13 protein-coding genes are annotated in these 16,687 nt (G+C 64.4%); 1 reads left to right on the forward strand and 12 read right to left on the reverse strand.

Translation table 11 applies throughout. The annotated features are described in order from the left end of the window. Window positions 1–421: 421 nt before the first annotated feature. Window positions 422–3,949 (forward strand): hypothetical protein, encoded by a 3,528-nt coding sequence (locus JW958_00320; GenBank protein ID MBN1824673.1) that lies wholly within the window; start codon window positions 422–424, stop codon window positions 3,947–3,949. Window positions 3,950–4,014: 65 nt separating this feature from the next. Here JW958_00320 and JW958_00325 read toward each other — a convergent pair whose 3' ends face one another. The 12 genes from JW958_00325 to JW958_00380 all read right to left on the reverse strand — a co-directional run bounded on the left by JW958_00325 (window position 4,015) and on the right by JW958_00380 (window position 16,283). Continuing rightward, window positions 4,015–5,379, reverse strand: a complete 1,365-nt coding sequence (locus JW958_00325; protein MBN1824674.1) for a 4Fe-4S binding protein — start codon at window positions 5,377–5,379, stop codon at window positions 4,015–4,017. Further along, complete coding sequence (locus tag JW958_00330; protein MBN1824675.1) at window positions 5,369–5,806, reverse strand: ATP-binding protein; 438 nt, start codon at window positions 5,804–5,806, stop codon at window positions 5,369–5,371. The genes JW958_00325 and JW958_00330 overlap by 11 nt, the downstream gene beginning before the upstream one ends. Window position 5,807: 1 nt before the next feature. Next, window positions 5,808–6,152 (reverse strand): transcriptional regulator, encoded by a 345-nt coding sequence (locus JW958_00335; GenBank protein ID MBN1824676.1) that lies wholly within the window; start codon window positions 6,150–6,152, stop codon window positions 5,808–5,810. Between the two features lie 20 nt (window positions 6,153–6,172). Further along, a complete protein-coding gene (gene gltA / locus JW958_00340) occupies window positions 6,173–7,582 on the reverse strand; it encodes an NADPH-dependent glutamate synthase (GenBank protein ID MBN1824677.1) in 1,410 nt (469 codons plus the stop codon). A gap of 26 nt (window positions 7,583–7,608) precedes the next feature. After that, on the reverse strand, window positions 7,609–8,469 hold the full coding sequence (locus JW958_00345) for a sulfide/dihydroorotate dehydrogenase-like FAD/NAD-binding protein (GenBank protein ID MBN1824678.1): 861 nt from the start codon (window positions 8,467–8,469) through the stop codon (window positions 7,609–7,611). Further along, complete coding sequence (locus JW958_00350) at window positions 8,459–11,017, reverse strand: molybdopterin-dependent oxidoreductase (protein MBN1824679.1); 2,559 nt, start codon at window positions 11,015–11,017, stop codon at window positions 8,459–8,461. The genes JW958_00345 and JW958_00350 overlap by 11 nt, the downstream gene beginning before the upstream one ends. A gap of 226 nt (window positions 11,018–11,243) precedes the next feature. Beyond that, a complete protein-coding gene (locus tag JW958_00355) occupies window positions 11,244–12,995 on the reverse strand; it encodes a 4Fe-4S binding protein (protein ID MBN1824680.1) in 1,752 nt (583 codons plus the stop codon). 100 nt (window positions 12,996–13,095) lie between these two features. Beyond that, window positions 13,096–13,557 (reverse strand): NADH-quinone oxidoreductase subunit NuoE, encoded by a 462-nt coding sequence (gene nuoE, locus JW958_00360; GenBank protein ID MBN1824681.1) that lies wholly within the window; start codon window positions 13,555–13,557, stop codon window positions 13,096–13,098. 86 nt (window positions 13,558–13,643) lie between these two features. Next, window positions 13,644–13,973: a hypothetical protein gene (locus JW958_00365; protein MBN1824682.1), complete on the reverse strand. Its 330-nt coding sequence runs from the start codon at window positions 13,971–13,973 to the stop codon at window positions 13,644–13,646. A 59-nt stretch (window positions 13,974–14,032) separates the two neighbouring features. After that, complete coding sequence (locus tag JW958_00370) at window positions 14,033–14,563, reverse strand: hypothetical protein (protein ID MBN1824683.1); 531 nt, start codon at window positions 14,561–14,563, stop codon at window positions 14,033–14,035. A 348-nt stretch (window positions 14,564–14,911) separates the two neighbouring features. Then, window positions 14,912–15,823: a DMT family transporter gene (locus tag JW958_00375; protein MBN1824684.1), complete on the reverse strand. Its 912-nt coding sequence runs from the start codon at window positions 15,821–15,823 to the stop codon at window positions 14,912–14,914. Between the two features lie 16 nt (window positions 15,824–15,839). Then, the gene (locus tag JW958_00380; GenBank protein ID MBN1824685.1) at window positions 15,840–16,283 is read right to left on the reverse strand and encodes a hypothetical protein; all 444 of its coding nucleotides are present in this window, start codon (window positions 16,281–16,283) and stop codon (window positions 15,840–15,842) included. Window positions 16,284–16,687: the final 404 nt, after the last annotated feature.

A 16,687-nucleotide genomic window follows, 5' to 3' on the forward strand; every position in this document is an offset into this window, starting at 1 on the left:
CTCGGGCCGTTCGGTTTCCTCGGGGCTGTACTTCACGCTCTTCCGGAGCGGCGGCTCCTCGGAATCGAAACGGGTGACGCTCATCCGGTAAAATTTCGACCGGTAAAAAACCAGAGGGGCGGATCGTCCATCGATCCGCCCCATTTTTCGTTCTTCAGGGTCCCAAACCCTCCCTGCATTAGGTGTTCGATGAGATGCAGGCTGGGGAAAACCGGCCTCCGCCGCCGCCGGAACCGATGGTACGGGCGAGAATTACAAAATCCACTGTAAACGACGTGCACAGGCCAGGTTAAACGATTCCCTCTCCCGAAGACGTGCTTATATCTTGTTTGTTGACAGCGGGTTATACTTTATGGTAGTCTTTTCACCGGGAGAGCGATTCGAACATCTATCGATAGCTCGCTTCCCGGAGAGAATGAAGATGCGTCCTTGGATTCACCTCGTTCTCCTGGTGGCGGCTCTGCTGACCGGTGTGTCTCCCGCCGCAGGAGAGATCGTCTTTCTGGGCGGCGCCGAGACGGACGTGTACGTAAAGGTTTTATCAACCGATACGGATCGCGTCTCGCTGGAATGTGGAATCGGAGCATTCTCCAAAACGCCGATACGAATCCAGGAAGAGGTATACTACCAAATCGATCTGCCAGGCGAGGGACGGCTCCGTCTCGCCGGTCGCCCCGCGTTGCCCATTCTCCGGCGGAGCCTCCGCGTGCCCGACGACGCCCGGATGGAGCTGGTTGTCCTCGAGGCGGAGTACGAAGACTTCACCGACCTTCCGATCGCCCCTTCCAAGGGGCACATCGAGCGTTCCATCGATCCGGGGTCCGTTCCCTTTTCCTTCGATCCCCTCTATGAAGGTTCCGGTTGGTTTCCCGCCGAACCCGTGACGGCGGGCGATCCCTACGTTCTGCGGGACCTGCGTGGGATGGATGTTTCCTTCCAGCCTTTCCTCTACGACCCGTCGACGCGGACCCTTCGCGCGTACAAGAGAATCGTCGCCGAGTTGCGGGCGGCGGGTCCCGGATCGATCAATGTGCTTCGGAATCCGAGGCGCACCGCCGACCGCGAGTGGATGGGCATCTACGAGAAACATTTCCTCGGCGGTGACCGCCTGTCGATCGAACCCTCCGACGAAATGGGCGATATGCTTGTGATCGCTCACGCCGATTTCCTGGACGCCGTGGCGCCCCTGGTCGACTGGAAGAACCAGAAGGGGATTCGCACCGTCCTATTGGACGTCGCGGCGGTCGGCTCGACGCCGGAGGAGATCCACGCCACCATTCGGAGCGTGTACGACGAAGGCGACCTTTCCTATGTGCTTCTCGTCGGCGACGCCGACAGGATCCCCTCCTTTTCGGTGGGGACCCCCTCCGGTCCGGCCGATCCGGACTACGCCTGCGTCGCCGGTGACGACGACTATCCCGATCTCTTCATCGGCCGTTTCTCGGCGACCGATTCCTTCGACGTGGCCACCCAAGTCGTGCGGACCATCGCCTACGAGAGGGACATGGCCGAGGGGGCGGCTCACCTGGCCCGCGCCGCCGGAGTCGCCTCGGACCGCGGACCGGGGGACGACGGCGAATACGATTACGAGCACATGGGATACATCCGCGAGGATCTCCTCGACTACGGCTACGACGAGGTGGACGAGATCTATGATCCGGGCGCGACCGTCGCGGAGGTGACCGCCGCCCTGGAGGCGGGGCGGGGATTGGTGAATTACTGCGGCCACGGAGACATCACGCACTGGGGGACCACCTACTTCGGCCTCGTGGACGTAGGCGCCCTGGACGACCGGGGCGAACTTCCCTTCATTTTTAACGTCGCCTGCCTGAACGGCGCCTTCCGGGACAACAACTGTCTCGCCGAGGCTTGGGTGCAGAGCGCTTGGGGGAACCAGCCGGTCGGCGCGGTGGGGATCTACGCCTCCTCCATCACCCAATACTGGGACCCGCCCATGTGCGCCCAGGACGAGTTCATCGATCTGCTCGCCGACGAGGAATTGACCAGCGTCGGCGGCCTCTGCTTCGCCGGCGCCTGCCGAATGATCCAGGAGTATGAGACGGCGGGCGTGAAGATGTTCCGGGGATGGAACCTGTTCGCCGACCCCTCCCTCCGAATCCGCACGGACGCGCCGGAACCTCTCGCGGTCACCCACGCCTCCACCATGGTCGGTTTGGCGGCCACTTTCCGGGTGACCGTCTCGGGAACGCCCGGGGTTCTCTGCGCCCTCTCCCACGACGGCGTATATTTCGGTTCCGCCCTCACCGACGCCGGAGGCGTGGCGATCATCCCCATCGAAGAGACCCTCCCGGTGAACCAGTACATGAAAGTCACCGCCACCGCCTTCAACCGCGTCGCCTACGTCGGTTCGGTTTTCGTCACCCCCCAACCGATCTGCGACGTGTACCCCGCCTCCTTTGAGGTCTCCCTTCTGCCGGGGGAGAAGGTGACGCGCTACATGCAGATCGCCAACAACGGGACCGTCGGCTCTCTCCTTCACTACAACATAGGAATCACCGACGATCCGGGCGCCAAGAACATCACCGGCTCCACCTGCGTCGCCGACATCACCGAGTACACGGGCGGCGAGACGTTCGATATCGTCTTCACCATCGCCAACGCGAGCCCGGATTGGGAAAACCTGAAATACGCGACCATCGACTTCCCGATCGGCGTCACGGTGAACTCCTCCACCGATTTCGTCGTGCCCGGGACGACGCGCACTCTTTACACCGACGGCACGACGGGCAACGGCGCCGAAGTCCACTGGAGCGCCTCCGGCCTCTGGGGAGAGGTCCAACCCAACAAAACCGCGGTGGCGACCGTGAACGTGACCATCGTCGACGCCTGCATGGGCGATCTGATGATCGAGTGGGAGCTGGAGGGGGACGGGTGGGGTTCCCCGCCGCACGAGGAGGACGGCGTCATCCTCGTGCCCCCGGCGGGACCGCAGGTCCTGGTTCTCGCGCCCAACGGCGGCGAGGAGTGGGGGATCGGCGAGGAGCGGTCGATCTTGTGGGGAACTTCGGGCTGTGTGTATTCGGTCCGCATCGAATGTTCCCGGGACGGCGGCGCGGTCTGGGAAACCCTGGAGACCGGCCACCCGGACGACGGCTCCTACCTATGGGAAGTAGAGGGCCCGGTGTCCGAACAGTGTTTGATCCGGGTCGCCACCGAAGACGGGCAGGGATCGGACGAGAGCGACGGCGAATTCACGATCTTCCAGCCCATCGAGTGGGTCTCGGCGGAGCCGGAGAGCGGCGTGGTCCTCCCGGGCGAACCGATCATCGTGGAACTCGAGTTCGACGCCGGCGATTTCGGTTCCGGGCAGAACGCCGGTTATTTGGTGATCGCCAACAGCGCCGGGGACCCGATCGTGGTCCCGGTCCGGCTACGGGTCGAATCCGCCCCCATCGATCCGGACCTCACCACCTTCACGGTCAACACCGGCCTGATGCTCTCCCCGGACGGATCCGGTGATTCCGTTCTCACCGTGGCGGTCGCGGTGAGGGACACGAGCGGCGCCGGCGTTCCCGGGATTCCTCCGGGGGGCGTGGTGGTGACCGCCTCCGCGGTCAGCGCGATCGGCGAGGACATGACCTTCTGCGTGTTCGGCACGGAGCAGGCGCAGTATCTCTCCGAGGACTCCACCGACGCGGAGGGGGAGGCGATCATCGAGATCCGCCGAGTCGGCGGCTGCGGCACCATCACGTTGAACGTGGAGGTAGCGGGAATCCCGATCCAACATCGAGCCTCGGCGGAAATAGTGAGCCCCGACATTAACGGCGACGGAGCCGTGAACTACCAGGACACGTTTCTTTACATCGGCTATCTCACGGTGGGTTCGGGCTGGTGCGGCAATCTCAGCAGGGATTCGGCCGGAGTGGTGAGCTTCAACGACACGATGAAATTCCTGCCCTTCCTCGCCTCGGGCGCCTCCTGCCCATAGCCGGGCCGTCGCGGAGGTGACCCGCCGCGATCATCGGGAACAGACCGAGGCGCGCCTCTCCCGCTCTACTCTTTCTCGGCGTCGTCTTTTCCTTTTCGGGGGACGCGTTTTTCGTCGAAGGCGTAAAGAGCGCGCAGGTCGCGGATCCGTTCGGCATCGACCAGGATACAGTCTCCCGCCTCCGCCTTTCCTGTGGAGACGTCCTCGGCGAAAACCTCGCAGGTGGGGCATCCGCATAGACCGCAGTCGATCCCCGGGAGAATCTCGGCGAGCCGCTCCTTCATCTTGATCTGGGCGATCTGCTCCCTGAGGTCCAGAGTCGCCTTACGGTCGGGTCGCGGCTCGATGGGGCGCCGTATGAAGTAATCTCCCTTCACGTAGCGACGTTCCACCTCTTGTTCCACGCTGTGGTTCGCCGCTTCCACCTCCCGTACCAGCTTCTCGATCTTGCTCCTCGCCACGAAGAGGTTGTCCACGTTGAGTGGCCCGCCGATGCAACCCCCGGTGCAGGAATAGCATTCCAAGAACTCCACGTCCCGGATTTTCCCCTTCTCGATGTCTTCGATCACCCGGATGATGTTCGGAAGCTGGGAGATGGTGATGTAGCGGTTCTGGCGGATGTTGTGCGAAACGCCGCCGGTGAGGGTCATGTTGAGGCTCAGCTTGCTCCGGATCACCGACGGCCGGTCGCCGAGTTCCCGCCGTTCCCCCTCCTGGCTCTGTAGCTTGGTGATCGCCGCCAGCAGCGGGTTGTAGATCTCCCGGATGCCGATGGCCAGGTCCAGATGGCTGTCGGCCCCTTCGGCCGGATGCTTGATCGCCGCCATCTTGGCCGAGCAGGGGGTGATGTAGATCGCGCCGATATCCTCCGGCGGGATCCCCTTCTCTTCGGCGTAGTAACGCTTCACCTCCCGCGCCGCCAGTTCCCGGGGGGATTCGATCGGAACGATTTGGCCGATCATGTGCGGGTAGAAATACTGGATCAGCCGGACCACCACCGGACAGGTGGAGGAGATGAGCGGAAGAGGGCCCTCGTATTCGTCCAGATAGTCCTGGATCGCCCGCCGGACCAGTTCCGACTCGATGGAGAGATCGTAGACGGCGTCGAAGCCGAGGGCGAGAAGCCCGTCGAAGATGTCCGCCGGCGGAATGCTGGCGGGGAACTGTCCGAAGAGGGAGGTGGAGGGGATGGCGACCTTGAAGGGGAATGCGTGGATGCTCTCCCATGCGTCTGTCCGCGGCCGGATCGCCCCTTCCGGGCAGGCCCGGATACAGGTGCCGCAGAAGATGCACTCCTGCGGATGGATGCTGACCTTTCCCTTCCGCACGCGGATCGCCTGGGTCGGACAGACGCGCATGCAGGCGAGGGTCCCCTTGCACTTCTCGGTGACGATCTCCAGAGCCAGCAGTTTTTTCGGTTTATTGCCCATGTCGAATCGCCAATCGGAGGGTGGTGCCCACGCCCACTTTCGTTTCGATTTTCATGTCGTCCACGGAGCGTTTGATGTTGGGAAGCCCCATTCCCGCGCCGAATCCCTTTTCCCGCATCTCGTCGGATGCGGTGCTGTAGCCTTCCTGCATCGCCAAATCCAGATCCGCGATCCCCGGGCCCTTGTCCTCGACGATCAGGCGGATCGTGGTCGGCGTCAGCAGAAACTCGAGGTGGCCCGATTCGGCGTGGATCACCACGTTGATCTCCGCCTCGAAGCTGGCGATGGCGGTGCGGCGGATGACGTCGCCGTTCAGGCCCGCCGCTTTCAGGATCGATTTGATCTGGGTCGACACCTCGCCGGCCTTGTCGAAATCGCCCCCCTGAATCGGGAAGCGCTTGCTGTAGAGAGCGTCTTCCTCGCACATGTCAGCAAGCCCCCCGACAACCGGCGGCGTGCAGGCGCCCGCAGGCTTCGAACATGCCCAGTTCGGTGCAGAGAAGAGGGATCGACAACCGGCGCGCCAGTTCGATGGTGGGCGTTTCCGGTTTCTTGCCGCGCAGGTAGATGATGCCCGCCGCGTCGGCGAAATCGGCGGTACGAACCGATTGGGCGTTCGTCAATCCCGTGACGAGAAGCGCGCCGGGACTGGCGAAGGCGAGCACGTCGCTCATCATATCCGAACTCATGCAGAGCGAGATCTCCGGGTCCGCGTCGGCGCAGTCGCACACGATCCGACAGTCCAGCAGGTCTTTGATCTCCGAGAGCTTCATCGTCTCCGTCCGCGGGCCGCTCAGGGCCCGGTCAGGTATTCGTGCATGGAACGGGCCGCCTTTCGGCCCGCGCCCATGGCCATGATCACCGTGGCCGCGCCGGTCACCACGTCGCCGCCGGCCCATATCTTCTCCATCGACGTCCGGCCCGTCTCCTGGTCGGCCTCGATGTTCCCCTTGCGGCCCGTCTCCAGCTGCGGTGTCGTTTTAGTGATCAACGGGTTCGGACTGTTTCCGATGGCGACCACGACCGCGTCCGCTTCCAGGAAGAACTCGGATCCCTCGATCGGCACAGGGCGGCGCCGGCCCGAGTCGTCCGGCTCGCCGAGTTTCATCTTGAGGCACTCCATTCCCTTCACCCAGCCGCTCTCGTTCCCGATGATCTTGGTCGGCAGGTGCAGAATGTCGAAAATCACCCCCTCCTCTTCGGCGTTCTCCACCTCTTCGTACCGGGCGGGGAGCTCTTCCATGCTCCGTCGGTAGACGATGTGCGACTCGTCGGCGCCGAGCCGAAGGGCGGTTCGGGCGCAATCCATCGCCACGTTGCCGCCGCCGATGGTGGCGACCTTGCGGGGCCGCTTGATCGGCGTGTCGAAGTCGGGGAAGAGGTATCCCTTCATCAGGTTGACGCGCGTGAGGTACTCGTTCGCCGAGTAGACGCCGTTCAGGTTCTCGCCGGGGATGCCCAGGAACCAGGGGAGGCCCGCTCCGGAGCCGACGAAGATGGCGTCGAATTCCTCGAGCAGGCTGTCGATTGTGCGGGTCTTGCCGACCACGTAGTCGTAATGGATCTCCACGCCGAGCCGTTTCACGTATTCCATCTCCCGCTGCACGATCCTCTTGGGGAGGCGGAACTCGGGGATGCCGTAGATCAGCACGCCGCCCGGGGCGTGCAGCGCCTCGTACATCACGACCTCGTGGCCGAGCGCGGCGAGGTCCGCGGCGACGGTGATCCCCGCCGGACCGGCGCCGACCACCGCCACTTTCTTGCCGGTCGGCTTCGCCTTCGCCGGCGTTTTTACGTCGCCCGCCGACGCTTCCCAATCGGCCACGAAACGCTCGAGCCGCCCGATGGAGACCGGCTCGTGCTTCTTCCCCAGGATGCACAGCTTCTCGCACTGGTCCTCCTGGGGACAGACGCGCCCGCAAACGGCGGGGAGGGCGTTCTTGCTCTTCAACGACTCCACCGCTCCCTCGAAATCCCTCTCGGCGAGGCGGCCGATGAAGCTCGGGATAGGCACTTCCACGGGGCACCCGGCTACGCAGGGCGGTTTTTTGCACTGGAGGCAGCGCTGCGCCTCCAAAACGGCGGTCTCCATCTCGAACCCGAGGGCCACCTCGTCGAAGTTGCGGATCCGCTCCTCCGGCGTCTGCTTGGGCATATCGAACCGCTCGGGAATGATCTTCTTCGGTTTCTTCTCTTCAGCCATCGATCAACCCTTCCCCCCGGGGCCGGTCACGACCGGGAACAGCAGCCGCCGTGGTGGACGGTGCCCACGTCGCTCTTGCGCAGCGGCGCCGTTTCTTCCTCGTTGTAGGTTTTCCTTCTCGCCAGGAACTCATCCCAGTCGATCAGGTGGCCGTCGAAATCGGGTCCGTCCACGCAGGCGAACTTGATCTCCCCGCCCACGCTCAGCCGGCAGACGCCGCACATTCCGGTCCCGTCGATCATGATCGGGTTCATGCTGACCACGGTTTTCAGACCCAGCGGCCGGGTGATGTCGGAAACCCTCTTCATCAGGAAGGTGCATCCGTTCACGATCACGCGGTCCGGCCGGATCTCCTCCCGGCCGAGCAGTTCCGTAATGTTTTCCACGTGTCCCTTCGCGCCGTGCGTGCCGTCCCGCGTGATGGTGAAGACGCCGTCCACCAGTTTTTTGTACCGGTCTTGCCAGTAGAGCAGATAGGTGGAACGCGCCTCGGAGACCATGAAGACGCGGTTTCCCGCTTCCTTGAGGGTTCGCGCGATCGGATAGAGGCTGCCGATGCCGAAGCATCCGCCCACCAGAAGCACGGTTCCGTAGTTCTCGACCTCCGTCGCTTCGCCGAGGGGGCCCACGTAGGTGGGGATCGTGTCGCCGGCGCGGAGAAGGGCGAGCTTCGACGTGGATTCTCCCACCTCCTGGAAGAAGGAGGTGAGCGCGCCGCTTTCGGCGTCGAAATCGGAAACCGAGAGCGGGATCCGCTCCCCCTTGTCGTTCGGGCGGACGATGATGAACTGGCCGGGCTGAATCGAACGGGCCACATCCGGCGCTTCCACGACCAGCTCGTGGATGTTCGGTACGATCATGCGTCGCTCGATTACTTTATAGGACATCCTTAGTCACCTCGACGGGGCAGGGATTCACGTTCAGTCGATAGAGGTCGGCCAGCCCCTTGCGGTCCGCCAAGCCCCCGACCGATTCGGGCACGTAGAGATAAACGACCCCCCGCGGCAGCTCCGGCTCGATGCGGGCCGGAGCGGTTCCGGCGGCGTCCCCCGCCCGGACCCGAACCCGGTCCCCCTCCTTCACTCCCAAATTTTCCGCGTCTTCGGCGCTCAGGAAGAAGCCGTTTTCCGGCTGGAGCACGGCGAGTCCTTCCACCCGGGCGGTGAGGCCGGTCCCGCGGTGGGTGTAGCCGTTCGGCCGGAGGACGAGCAGGAAGTCTTTTGCGCCGCGCTCCGCCGCTCGGGCTCCGCCGCCGTTCTTCCCGAGCCCCTCGGGGAAGCGGAGCGTACGGACCGCGCGGTCCTCATGGCCCGGCTCGGGGAAGCCGTCCACCACGCCGGCGATCTCGCGGCGCACCTCCTCCGCCGACTCCCAGTCGAAACCGGCGGCGCCGAGGGCGCGGGCGACCCGGCCGAGGATCCACCAGTCCGGGCGGACCCTTCCGAACTGCACGCTGTCCGGAAGCTCCTCGATTCGCGGCGCCGCCTGCACGCGCCCCTCCACGTTCGTCAACGTCCCCTCCGACTCGGCGAATCCGGCGGCGGGGAGAAAAAGATCGCAGGGGAAATCGGGCTCGAAGATGTCCTGCACGATCAGGAAATCGCAATCGGGGCGCTCGAATCCGGGGTGGGCGCCGACGAGCCAGATCACCTCGGGACGAACGGCGCCGGAACGGATCTCCTCCAGCCGGACGCCGGTGTCGGCGGGAAGATCGACGCTCCAGGCTTTCGCGATCTTCGCCGCCCCCTGGGAATCGCCGGCGGCGACCGGTCCGGGGAGCAGTTCCGGGAAGACGCCCATCTCCAGGGCGCCGCGCGTGTTGGCGCCGGTGTAGAGCGGGATGAGCGAGACGTTCTCCCGCTCCAGGAGCGTCTCGAGTCCGGCGATCAGATCGCCCGTCGCGGAATAGCGGAACATGGCGGGGCCTACGATCACGGTCAGATCCTCGCCTGAGCCGAGAATCTCCGCCGCGCGGTCGACGTCGGCTGGGTCGGCGCCGGCCGGCTTCGCGGCCGCCTTGCGCTCCTTCCCCTCTCCCGAGGCGAGGGCCTTCACTAAAGTCCCCTCCGTTCCCGGCTCGGTCCGCAGCCAGAGATCGGCGTAGCGGGCGAGGTTCGATTCCCGGGGACCGATGGTGACGAGCCGGGCGCCCCGCTGCATCGCCTTCCGGATCTCCACGCCGATGATGGAGAAATTGAAACGCGTGTCGAGACCGACCGCCAGGATCCGGCTTGCGCGGTGGATCCCCTGGATCGAGACGGGGCGTCGCAGAAGCCCGGCCCAGGCGGCGAGACCGCCGCCGAGAACGTCCCGGGCCGTGCAGTCGACGGCGTTCACGCCCATGGCGGAGCGGGTGAATTTGCCCGCCGCGTAGAGCGACTCGTTGGTGCAGTCCGGAGAGACGATCATCGAGAAGGCGCCCGGTCGGAGCCCCTTCAACTTTCCGGCGGCGAGATCGATCGCCTCGTCCCAATCCTTTTCCTTCCAGTAGGCGCCCTCGCGGGAGAAGGGCTTGCGGGACCGGTCGAAGTGGTGCGTGACCTCGCCGACGCAGAACCGGCCCTTCACGCAGGCCTGGCCGTCGTTCACCTCCGGGTCGAGCACCGGCACGGCCGAGGAGAAACGTTTCTTGACGCGAAGGTATTCCATTTGGCAACCGATGGCGCAATAGGGACAGGTGGTGACGATCGAGTCGTCCGGCTTGCCGTCCCATTTGCTCGCCTTTTCGGCCAACGCGCCGGTGGGGCAGACGGTGATGCATGCGCCGCAGAACTCGCAGCCGGCCTCGATGTGGGAGCGGTCGTAGGCGGGGCCGACCTTGGAGCGGTTTCCGCGAAAGTTGAAGGAGAGGACCGCCGTGCCGCGCATCTCCTGGCACATGCGGATGCAGCGGCCGCAGAGGATGCAGATGTTGTAATCCCGATCGAAGAAGGGATCGCCCCGTTCCGGTTCGTAGCCCTTGTAGAGGACCGGGTATTGGATCTCCTCGATACCCAGCTCCTCCACGAGGTCCTGCAGCTCGCATTGCTTGTCGTTGGGACACCACCGGCAGCCGGTGGCGACGCCGGATTTCCGGACCGTGGTGGAGAACTCTTTGCACTCTTCCGCCTCACCGCAGACGAGGCAGCTCGAGGGGTGTTCGCTCAGGATCAGCTGGAGGACCTCCCGCCGGATCTCCCGGATCGCCACCGTGTCGGTCAGCACCTTCATGCCGTCCTTCGCTTCGGTGTTGCAGGAGAGCGGATAACCCCGCAGTCCCTCGATCTCGACGATGCAGAGTCGGCAGCCGCCGTAGGGGGAGAGGTCCTTGTGGGAGCAGAGCGTGGGAATGCGGATCCCGTTCATCTCCGCGGCGCGGTGGACGGTGACGCCCGCCGGGGCGTTTACCGCCCGCCCGTTGATTTCCAGTCGGATAGTCTCGCCGTTCTTGCTCATGCAGCACCTTCATGCGCTATGCCGCCGGGGGCGGCGGTAAGACGGTCGGTCGTCATTCGCGGTTCGGGGATGGGGAGAAGCCGCCGGGGGGCGCCGGATTCTCCGGGGTGGGGCGCGAGGGGGGCGACCCGCGTCGCGGCCGCGCCTCGGCGGCCGGTACGGGGGGGCGTGCTTCCGTAGATTCTCTTCATGTCGCTCCACGCGCGCGGGACGCGGACCGCTTTTGTCAGGACGTGATCACGATCGCGTCGCCGGCGATGGCGTCGAACCGGCAGATCTCGTAGCAGGCTCGACACTTGATGCACTTCTCCTCGTCGATGTTGTGCGGTTCCGAGCGGGGGCCGGTGATGGCGCCCGTCGGGCAGACGCGCACGCAGGACTGGCAGCCGGTGCATTTCCCCGGGATGACCCGGTAGATCACCAGGTCCCGGCAGACCGCCGCCGGACAGCGTTTTTCCTGCACGTGCGCCAGATACTCGTTGCGGAAATACTTGAGAGTCGAAAGGACCGGATTGGGCGCTGTCTGGCCGAGCCCGCAGAGCGAAGCGCCCCGGATTACCTCGCCGAGCGTTTCCAGTTTGCGGATGTCGTCGGGTTCCCCCTCGCCGCAGGTGATCCTGTCGAGAATGTTGTAGAGATGGCGCGTGCCTACCCGGCAGGGAACGCACTTGCCGCAGGACTCGGACTGGGTGAACCGGAGAAAGTACTTCGCCAGGTCCACCACGCAGGTGTCTTCGTCCAGCACGATGAGCCCGCCGGAGCCCATGATGGACCCCGCTTGGGCCAGGTTCTCGTAGGTGATCGGCGTGTCCAGGAACTCGGCGCTGAGGCACCCCCCGGAGGGGCCGCCGGTCTGCACCGCCTTGAAGGGCTTTTGCGTACCGCCGCCGATCTCCTCGATGATCGTGCGCAGCTTGGTCCCCAACGGCACCTCGATCAGGCCCGTGCGGCGTACCTTGCCGGCGAGGGCGAAGGTCTTCGTCCCCCGGCTCGTGTCGACGCCGTAGCGGGTGTACCACTCGGCGCCGTTTCGAATGATGTTCGGCAGCGTGCCGAGCGTCTCCACGTTGTTGATGATCGTCGGGCGGCCGTGGAGCCCGGACTGCGCGGGGAAGGGGGGGCGGCTGCTCGGCATGCCCCGTTTCCCCTCGATGCTGGCGATCAACGCCGTCTCCTCGCCGCAGACGAAGGCGCCCGCCCCCTCCTTGATGGTGATGTCGAGGGAGAAACCGCTCCCCAGGATGTTCTCTCCGAGGACGCCGATCTCCCGCATCTGCCCGATCGCCTCTTCGAGGCGTTGGATCGCGAGCGGGTATTCGGCGCGAATATAGATATAGGCCTGTGACGCGCCGATCGTGTAGGCGGCGAGAACGAGCCCCTCCAGCACCGCGTGGGGATCCCCCTCGATCAGGGAGCGGTTCATGAAGGCGCCCGGATCTCCCTCGTCGGCGTTGCAGATCATGTACTTCTGCCCATCACCCGCCTGGCGGCAAAAGTTCCACTTCATCCACGTCGGGAAGCCGGCCCCGCCGCGGCCGCGGAGACCGGATGCCTTCACGGTTTCCAGTACGTCCTCGGGTTTTCCGGCGAGCGCGCGTTCCAGCGCCCGGTAGCCGTCCCGGGCGAGGTAGTGGTCCAGGTCGGTCGGGTCGATGACGCCGCAGTTGCGCAGCACCAGCCGGACCTGGGGCTTCAGCATCGGGTGGTCGTGGAAGCGGGGCATCCCGTTCATCGCCCCCTCTTCGCCGAAGTGTCCCACCAGATCTCTCTCCGGCCACTCGCCGCCTTGGAAGACCTTCTCCAACAGGAACCGTGTCCGGCGCGGGTCCTGATTGGAGTAGCTCACCCGGGGTTTGCCCGGGAGTTTGATGTCCAGCAGAGGCTCGAGGTAACAGGGCCCGATGCACCCCACTTCCACGATCTCCGCGTCCACCCCGAGATCGCGAAGCGTCTGCTCCGCCTCGAGCCTGACGTCCATGCAGCCCGCGGCCCGCCCGCAGGACGCGGCGCCGACCAGGAGGATCGGTTTTTCGTTCCCCACGAAGTCGTTCCAAGCCGCGAGGGCCGCTTCTCTCCGTTTATCCAGCGTTCTCGTACTCATCCAACACATCCCTGAGCTTGAGGACAGACATCTGACTGTAGATTTTGTCGTCGATTTTCACGACCGGCGAAAGGGCGCAGCACCCGAGGCAGGCGACGAGTTCGAGATCGAATTTATTGTCCGGCGTGGTCTGGCCGGGTCCGATCCCGAGCCGGTGCTGAATGAAGGCGGAGAGCTGCTCGCCGCCGCGAACGTGACAGGCCGTTCCCATGCAAACCTGGATCGAGTGTTCGCCGGGCGGCCGGAAACGGAACTGGGCGTAGAAGGTGGCGACTCCATAGACTTCGTTTTCCGAGATCCGGAGTCGCTTGGAGATGGTGCGGATCGTTTCCGGTGAGATGTAGCCGTCGATTTCCTGGACTCTCTGCAAAAGGGGGATGAGGTCTCCTCGTCGGCCCGAGCTCTCGCTCAGGATCTTCAGAGCGGCTTCGGCTGGCATAGGCACCCCTTCGCTTGTTGTCGGGTGGTCCGCCGGGGAAGGCGGAGGCTCGTCATTCCCGTGCGTGGTCCTCCGGATCGGCCGGGTTACTCCAGCCCGAGGCCGTGCAACCGGATGGCCAACTTCCATGCGTCCTGATCGGTGGTGAATAGGCTGATGCCGGCGCGGTTCGCCAGTTCGATCACGTCCTCCGCCGGTCGTTTGCCGCGCACGTACACGACGGCGGAGACGTCGACCAGATTGGCGGAGGCGATCAGGCTCTTGTGAGTCTGAATGGTCAGGAGCAGGTTGCCCGCGTGAACGCCGGCCACAATGTCGCTGACCATGTCCGATATGAAGACCCCTTCGACCTCGCGGTCGAAAAGCTCGTTCAGAAGTCCCAGTTCCGCCTTGCCCTTCAGCTCGGAAACGTTCATGGCCTTTCCCTCTCTCTATCGTTTGCGTGCGGTCCGCCCCAGCGGCCGGACCGCGGCGGCTAATAAATCTCTTTCATCCCCACGTCGGCGATCACGTCTCCCTGGCAGACATCCACGGACTTCCATCGGATGCAGGGGGCGAATCGGACGCGTTTGCCGGGTGATTTGATGTTGCCGTTGAAATATTCCTCGAGGACGCGGATCTCCTCGTCGCTGACGCAAACGCCATTCTCGTGCATCGGATCGGAGCAGAGGGCCACGTAGATCCAGGTGCTTCCCCCCTCCGATTCGTCTTTCAGCTTGAGGACGTCGCAGTCCTCGGCGCACTCCGTGCAGAGCATCAGCCCGATCACGTTCTTCAGCTCCACTTTGATCCCGCACTTGGCGCACTGCAGGTTGAACCGGGTCGATTGCGCGCTGGCGAGAAAGCGCCAGCGGTGGCCTCCCTCCATGTAGGTGTCGAGGTGAGGTTGATCCTTCAAGGTGAAAAAAGAGGCGCGGCGGCCGCATCGGGTGCAACCCTCTGTGACCAAATAGCCGTTTTGCAGGTCCACGATCGTCCAATCGTGTCGACAAGCTTCGTTCGCCATAAACGTCCCCCCGGGGTGCGAATAGGCCCACGGTTCGGAAACACGGGCGCCGGACGACCGGGCCGCTCCGGGACGCGGAAGCCGTCGGACCACGCGAGATATACGTTTTTTTGGGTTCCGTCCCCGTAATCAGATGCAACTGCAATAATAAGGAAGACCCACCGTTTTGTGAACCCCTTTTTTTGTTCACCGTGGTTATTAGTCGCTTTCGGGAAATGGTCCAAACACGAAACATTTCGTTTTCCGTGGAACGAATGCCGGGATCGACTGATTTTTAATAGGTTGTGGGTGATGAGTCTTACGAAGAGGCTTCTCGCGATGTGAAAAGACGGTGGGACGCGGCGCGGCTTATTCCGCCTCCAAAATCTTCGCGCGGGGTGTGGGGTGAGGGGCGCGGGCGACCAGGTAGACTCCGGCGAAGACGAGAAGCGCGCTCGCCCCGAATCGGGGGGAGAGGCTTTCCCGTCCGAGCCCGACGGAGAGGAGGGTGGCCAGGAGTGGTTGCAGATAGATGAAGAGCGCAACCGTGGAGGAGTCGACCCGGGAGAGAGCATAGTAATTGAGAACGTAATTCAGAACCGTGGCGAAGAGGACGATCCCGGCCATGACGAGCACCGTGGAGGCCGGGAGGGAGAGCCAGTCGAAACGAAGGGCGGCGGGAGCGCCGACGAGGGCGATGCCCACGGCGCCGAAGGCCATGGTGTAGGCGGTGGAGACGAGGGGGGGGTAGCGCCGAACGGTGTTCCGGCTGACGGCGAGAAAGAAACCGAAGGAAAAGGCGTTGAGGAGGGTGAGAAGATCCCCCTTCACCCAACGTTCGGAGAAGGTGAACTCGTGAACCCGGAGAAGGACGAGCACGCCGAGGAAGGCGAGCCCGAGCCCCGCGCCCTTGCGAAAAGTGAGCGACTCCCCGCGCAGGAGGAGCGCGAACAGAAAGGTGGAGACCGGGATCAATGTGTTGATGAGCGATGAGTGGGCGGGGGTGGTCCGTTGAATTCCTTCGGTGAAGGAGACCTGGTTGATCACCACGCCGAAGAGGGCGAAGAAGGCGAGACTCGCCAGGTCGCGCCGGGTGACTCGCGTCCTGGGCGCCCTGGCGCGCGCGAGGGCGAGTAGAATCGCGGCGGCCGCGGCGACGCGGACCAACGCCCATGCGCGGGGGGGGACGAATTCCACCACCATCTTCGCCGCGACGTAGTGCACGGCAAAGACGACCTGGACCGTGAGCAGCGCGAGCAGCGTGGTGGGTGGAAGGCGCAAGTCCGTTTCCGGCTTCTCAGGATTCCCCTGTGAGGACGATGTCGTTCGCGTGGAGCCAAGACTGGATCTCTTGTCGGATTCGCTCGTCCCTCTCCTTCTGCCACCGCTCCTCCTCGATCGGGTCGAGGGCAAGCGTGTCCCGAAAGCGCCGGAAGGCGCCCTTCCCCTCGATCGCCTCGGTGAGCTGACCCTTGAGCCGCTTCTCCTTCACCGTGGCGATGAAAGCCTCCATCTCCGCGTATCCCTCCGACGAAGGCTTGTGTGGGACGAGGAAATATCGTTTGTTTACGCCGCCGGCGATCCGTCTGGCGTCTTCGGGGTTTCCTCCCCGTTCGATCAGATCGACGAAAATCGGGAGAATCTCTCCGGTCTCGATGTCGAGAAAGTAGCGGCGCTCCGCCGAGCCCTGGTCATATGCGTTGCGGATTTCGTCCCAGCGGACTGTGACATGTCGGGGCAAGGTCTCTCTCCTTTCGAAAGTCCGGCTCCGATCATAACAGACCCGTTCGGCCGCCGGTAGGGGGATTGGGGAGGGCACGGTGTGGGGAGCCGGACGGACGGGGTATCCCTCTCGGAGTCCGGGGCGTGCCGCCCCCTGGGTGGGTTCATGATCGCCACGGAGTTCCCACAAGGGTGCGACCTCGCGCGGCCATTTCTCACGCACCTCGAGAGGTGGGGGCCCCGTCCCGCCCCTCCTCCTCGAAGGATCACGCCGTCCGTCCGAGGAGGAGGCGGAGGGGATGGCGGGAGAGGGCTAGGGTGCCTTTCCTTCCACCCCCGGCTCTCCCTTCGGGGCACGGTCCGGATGCTTCCGCATCCTCCCTCTTCTCGCTCGCCGACCCACCTTCGCCCGCCCCGTTAAGC

The sequence above is a fragment of the Candidatus Eisenbacteria bacterium genome (assembly GCA_016930695.1).
In the GTDB taxonomy this organism is placed as follows: Bacteria; Orphanbacterota; Orphanbacteria; order Orphanbacterales; family Orphanbacteraceae; genus JAFGGD01.

Excerpts from the sequence above, each read along its gene's own strand:
- JW958_00335 (MBN1824676.1), bottom strand. The coding sequence starts at position 6,152 with ATGAAGCTCTCGGAGATCAAAGACCTGCTGGACTGTCGGATCGTGTGC.
- JW958_00325 (MBN1824674.1), bottom strand. The coding sequence starts at position 5,379 with ATGGGCAATAAACCGAAAAAACTGCTGGCTCTGGAGATCGTCACCGAG.
- JW958_00365 (MBN1824682.1), bottom strand. The coding sequence starts at position 13,973 with ATGAACGTTTCCGAGCTGAAGGGCAAGGCGGAACTGGGACTTCTGAAC.
- gltA (MBN1824677.1), bottom strand. The coding sequence starts at position 7,582 with ATGGCTGAAGAGAAGAAACCGAAGAAGATCATTCCCGAGCGGTTCGAT.
- nuoE (MBN1824681.1), bottom strand. The coding sequence starts at position 13,557 with ATGCCAGCCGAAGCCGCTCTGAAGATCCTGAGCGAGAGCTCGGGCCGA.
- JW958_00345 (MBN1824678.1), bottom strand. The coding sequence starts at position 8,469 with ATGTCCTATAAAGTAATCGAGCGACGCATGATCGTACCGAACATCCAC.
- JW958_00330 (MBN1824675.1), bottom strand. The coding sequence starts at position 5,806 with ATGTGCGAGGAAGACGCTCTCTACAGCAAGCGCTTCCCGATTCAGGGG.
- JW958_00355 (MBN1824680.1), bottom strand. The coding sequence starts at position 12,995 with ATGGACGTCAGGCTCGAGGCGGAGCAGACGCTTCGCGATCTCGGGGTG.
- JW958_00320 (MBN1824673.1), top strand. The coding sequence starts at position 422 with ATGCGTCCTTGGATTCACCTCGTTCTCCTGGTGGCGGCTCTGCTGACC.
- JW958_00370 (MBN1824683.1), bottom strand. The coding sequence starts at position 14,563 with ATGGCGAACGAAGCTTGTCGACACGATTGGACGATCGTGGACCTGCAA.
- JW958_00350 (MBN1824679.1), bottom strand. The coding sequence starts at position 11,017 with ATGAGCAAGAACGGCGAGACTATCCGACTGGAAATCAACGGGCGGGCG.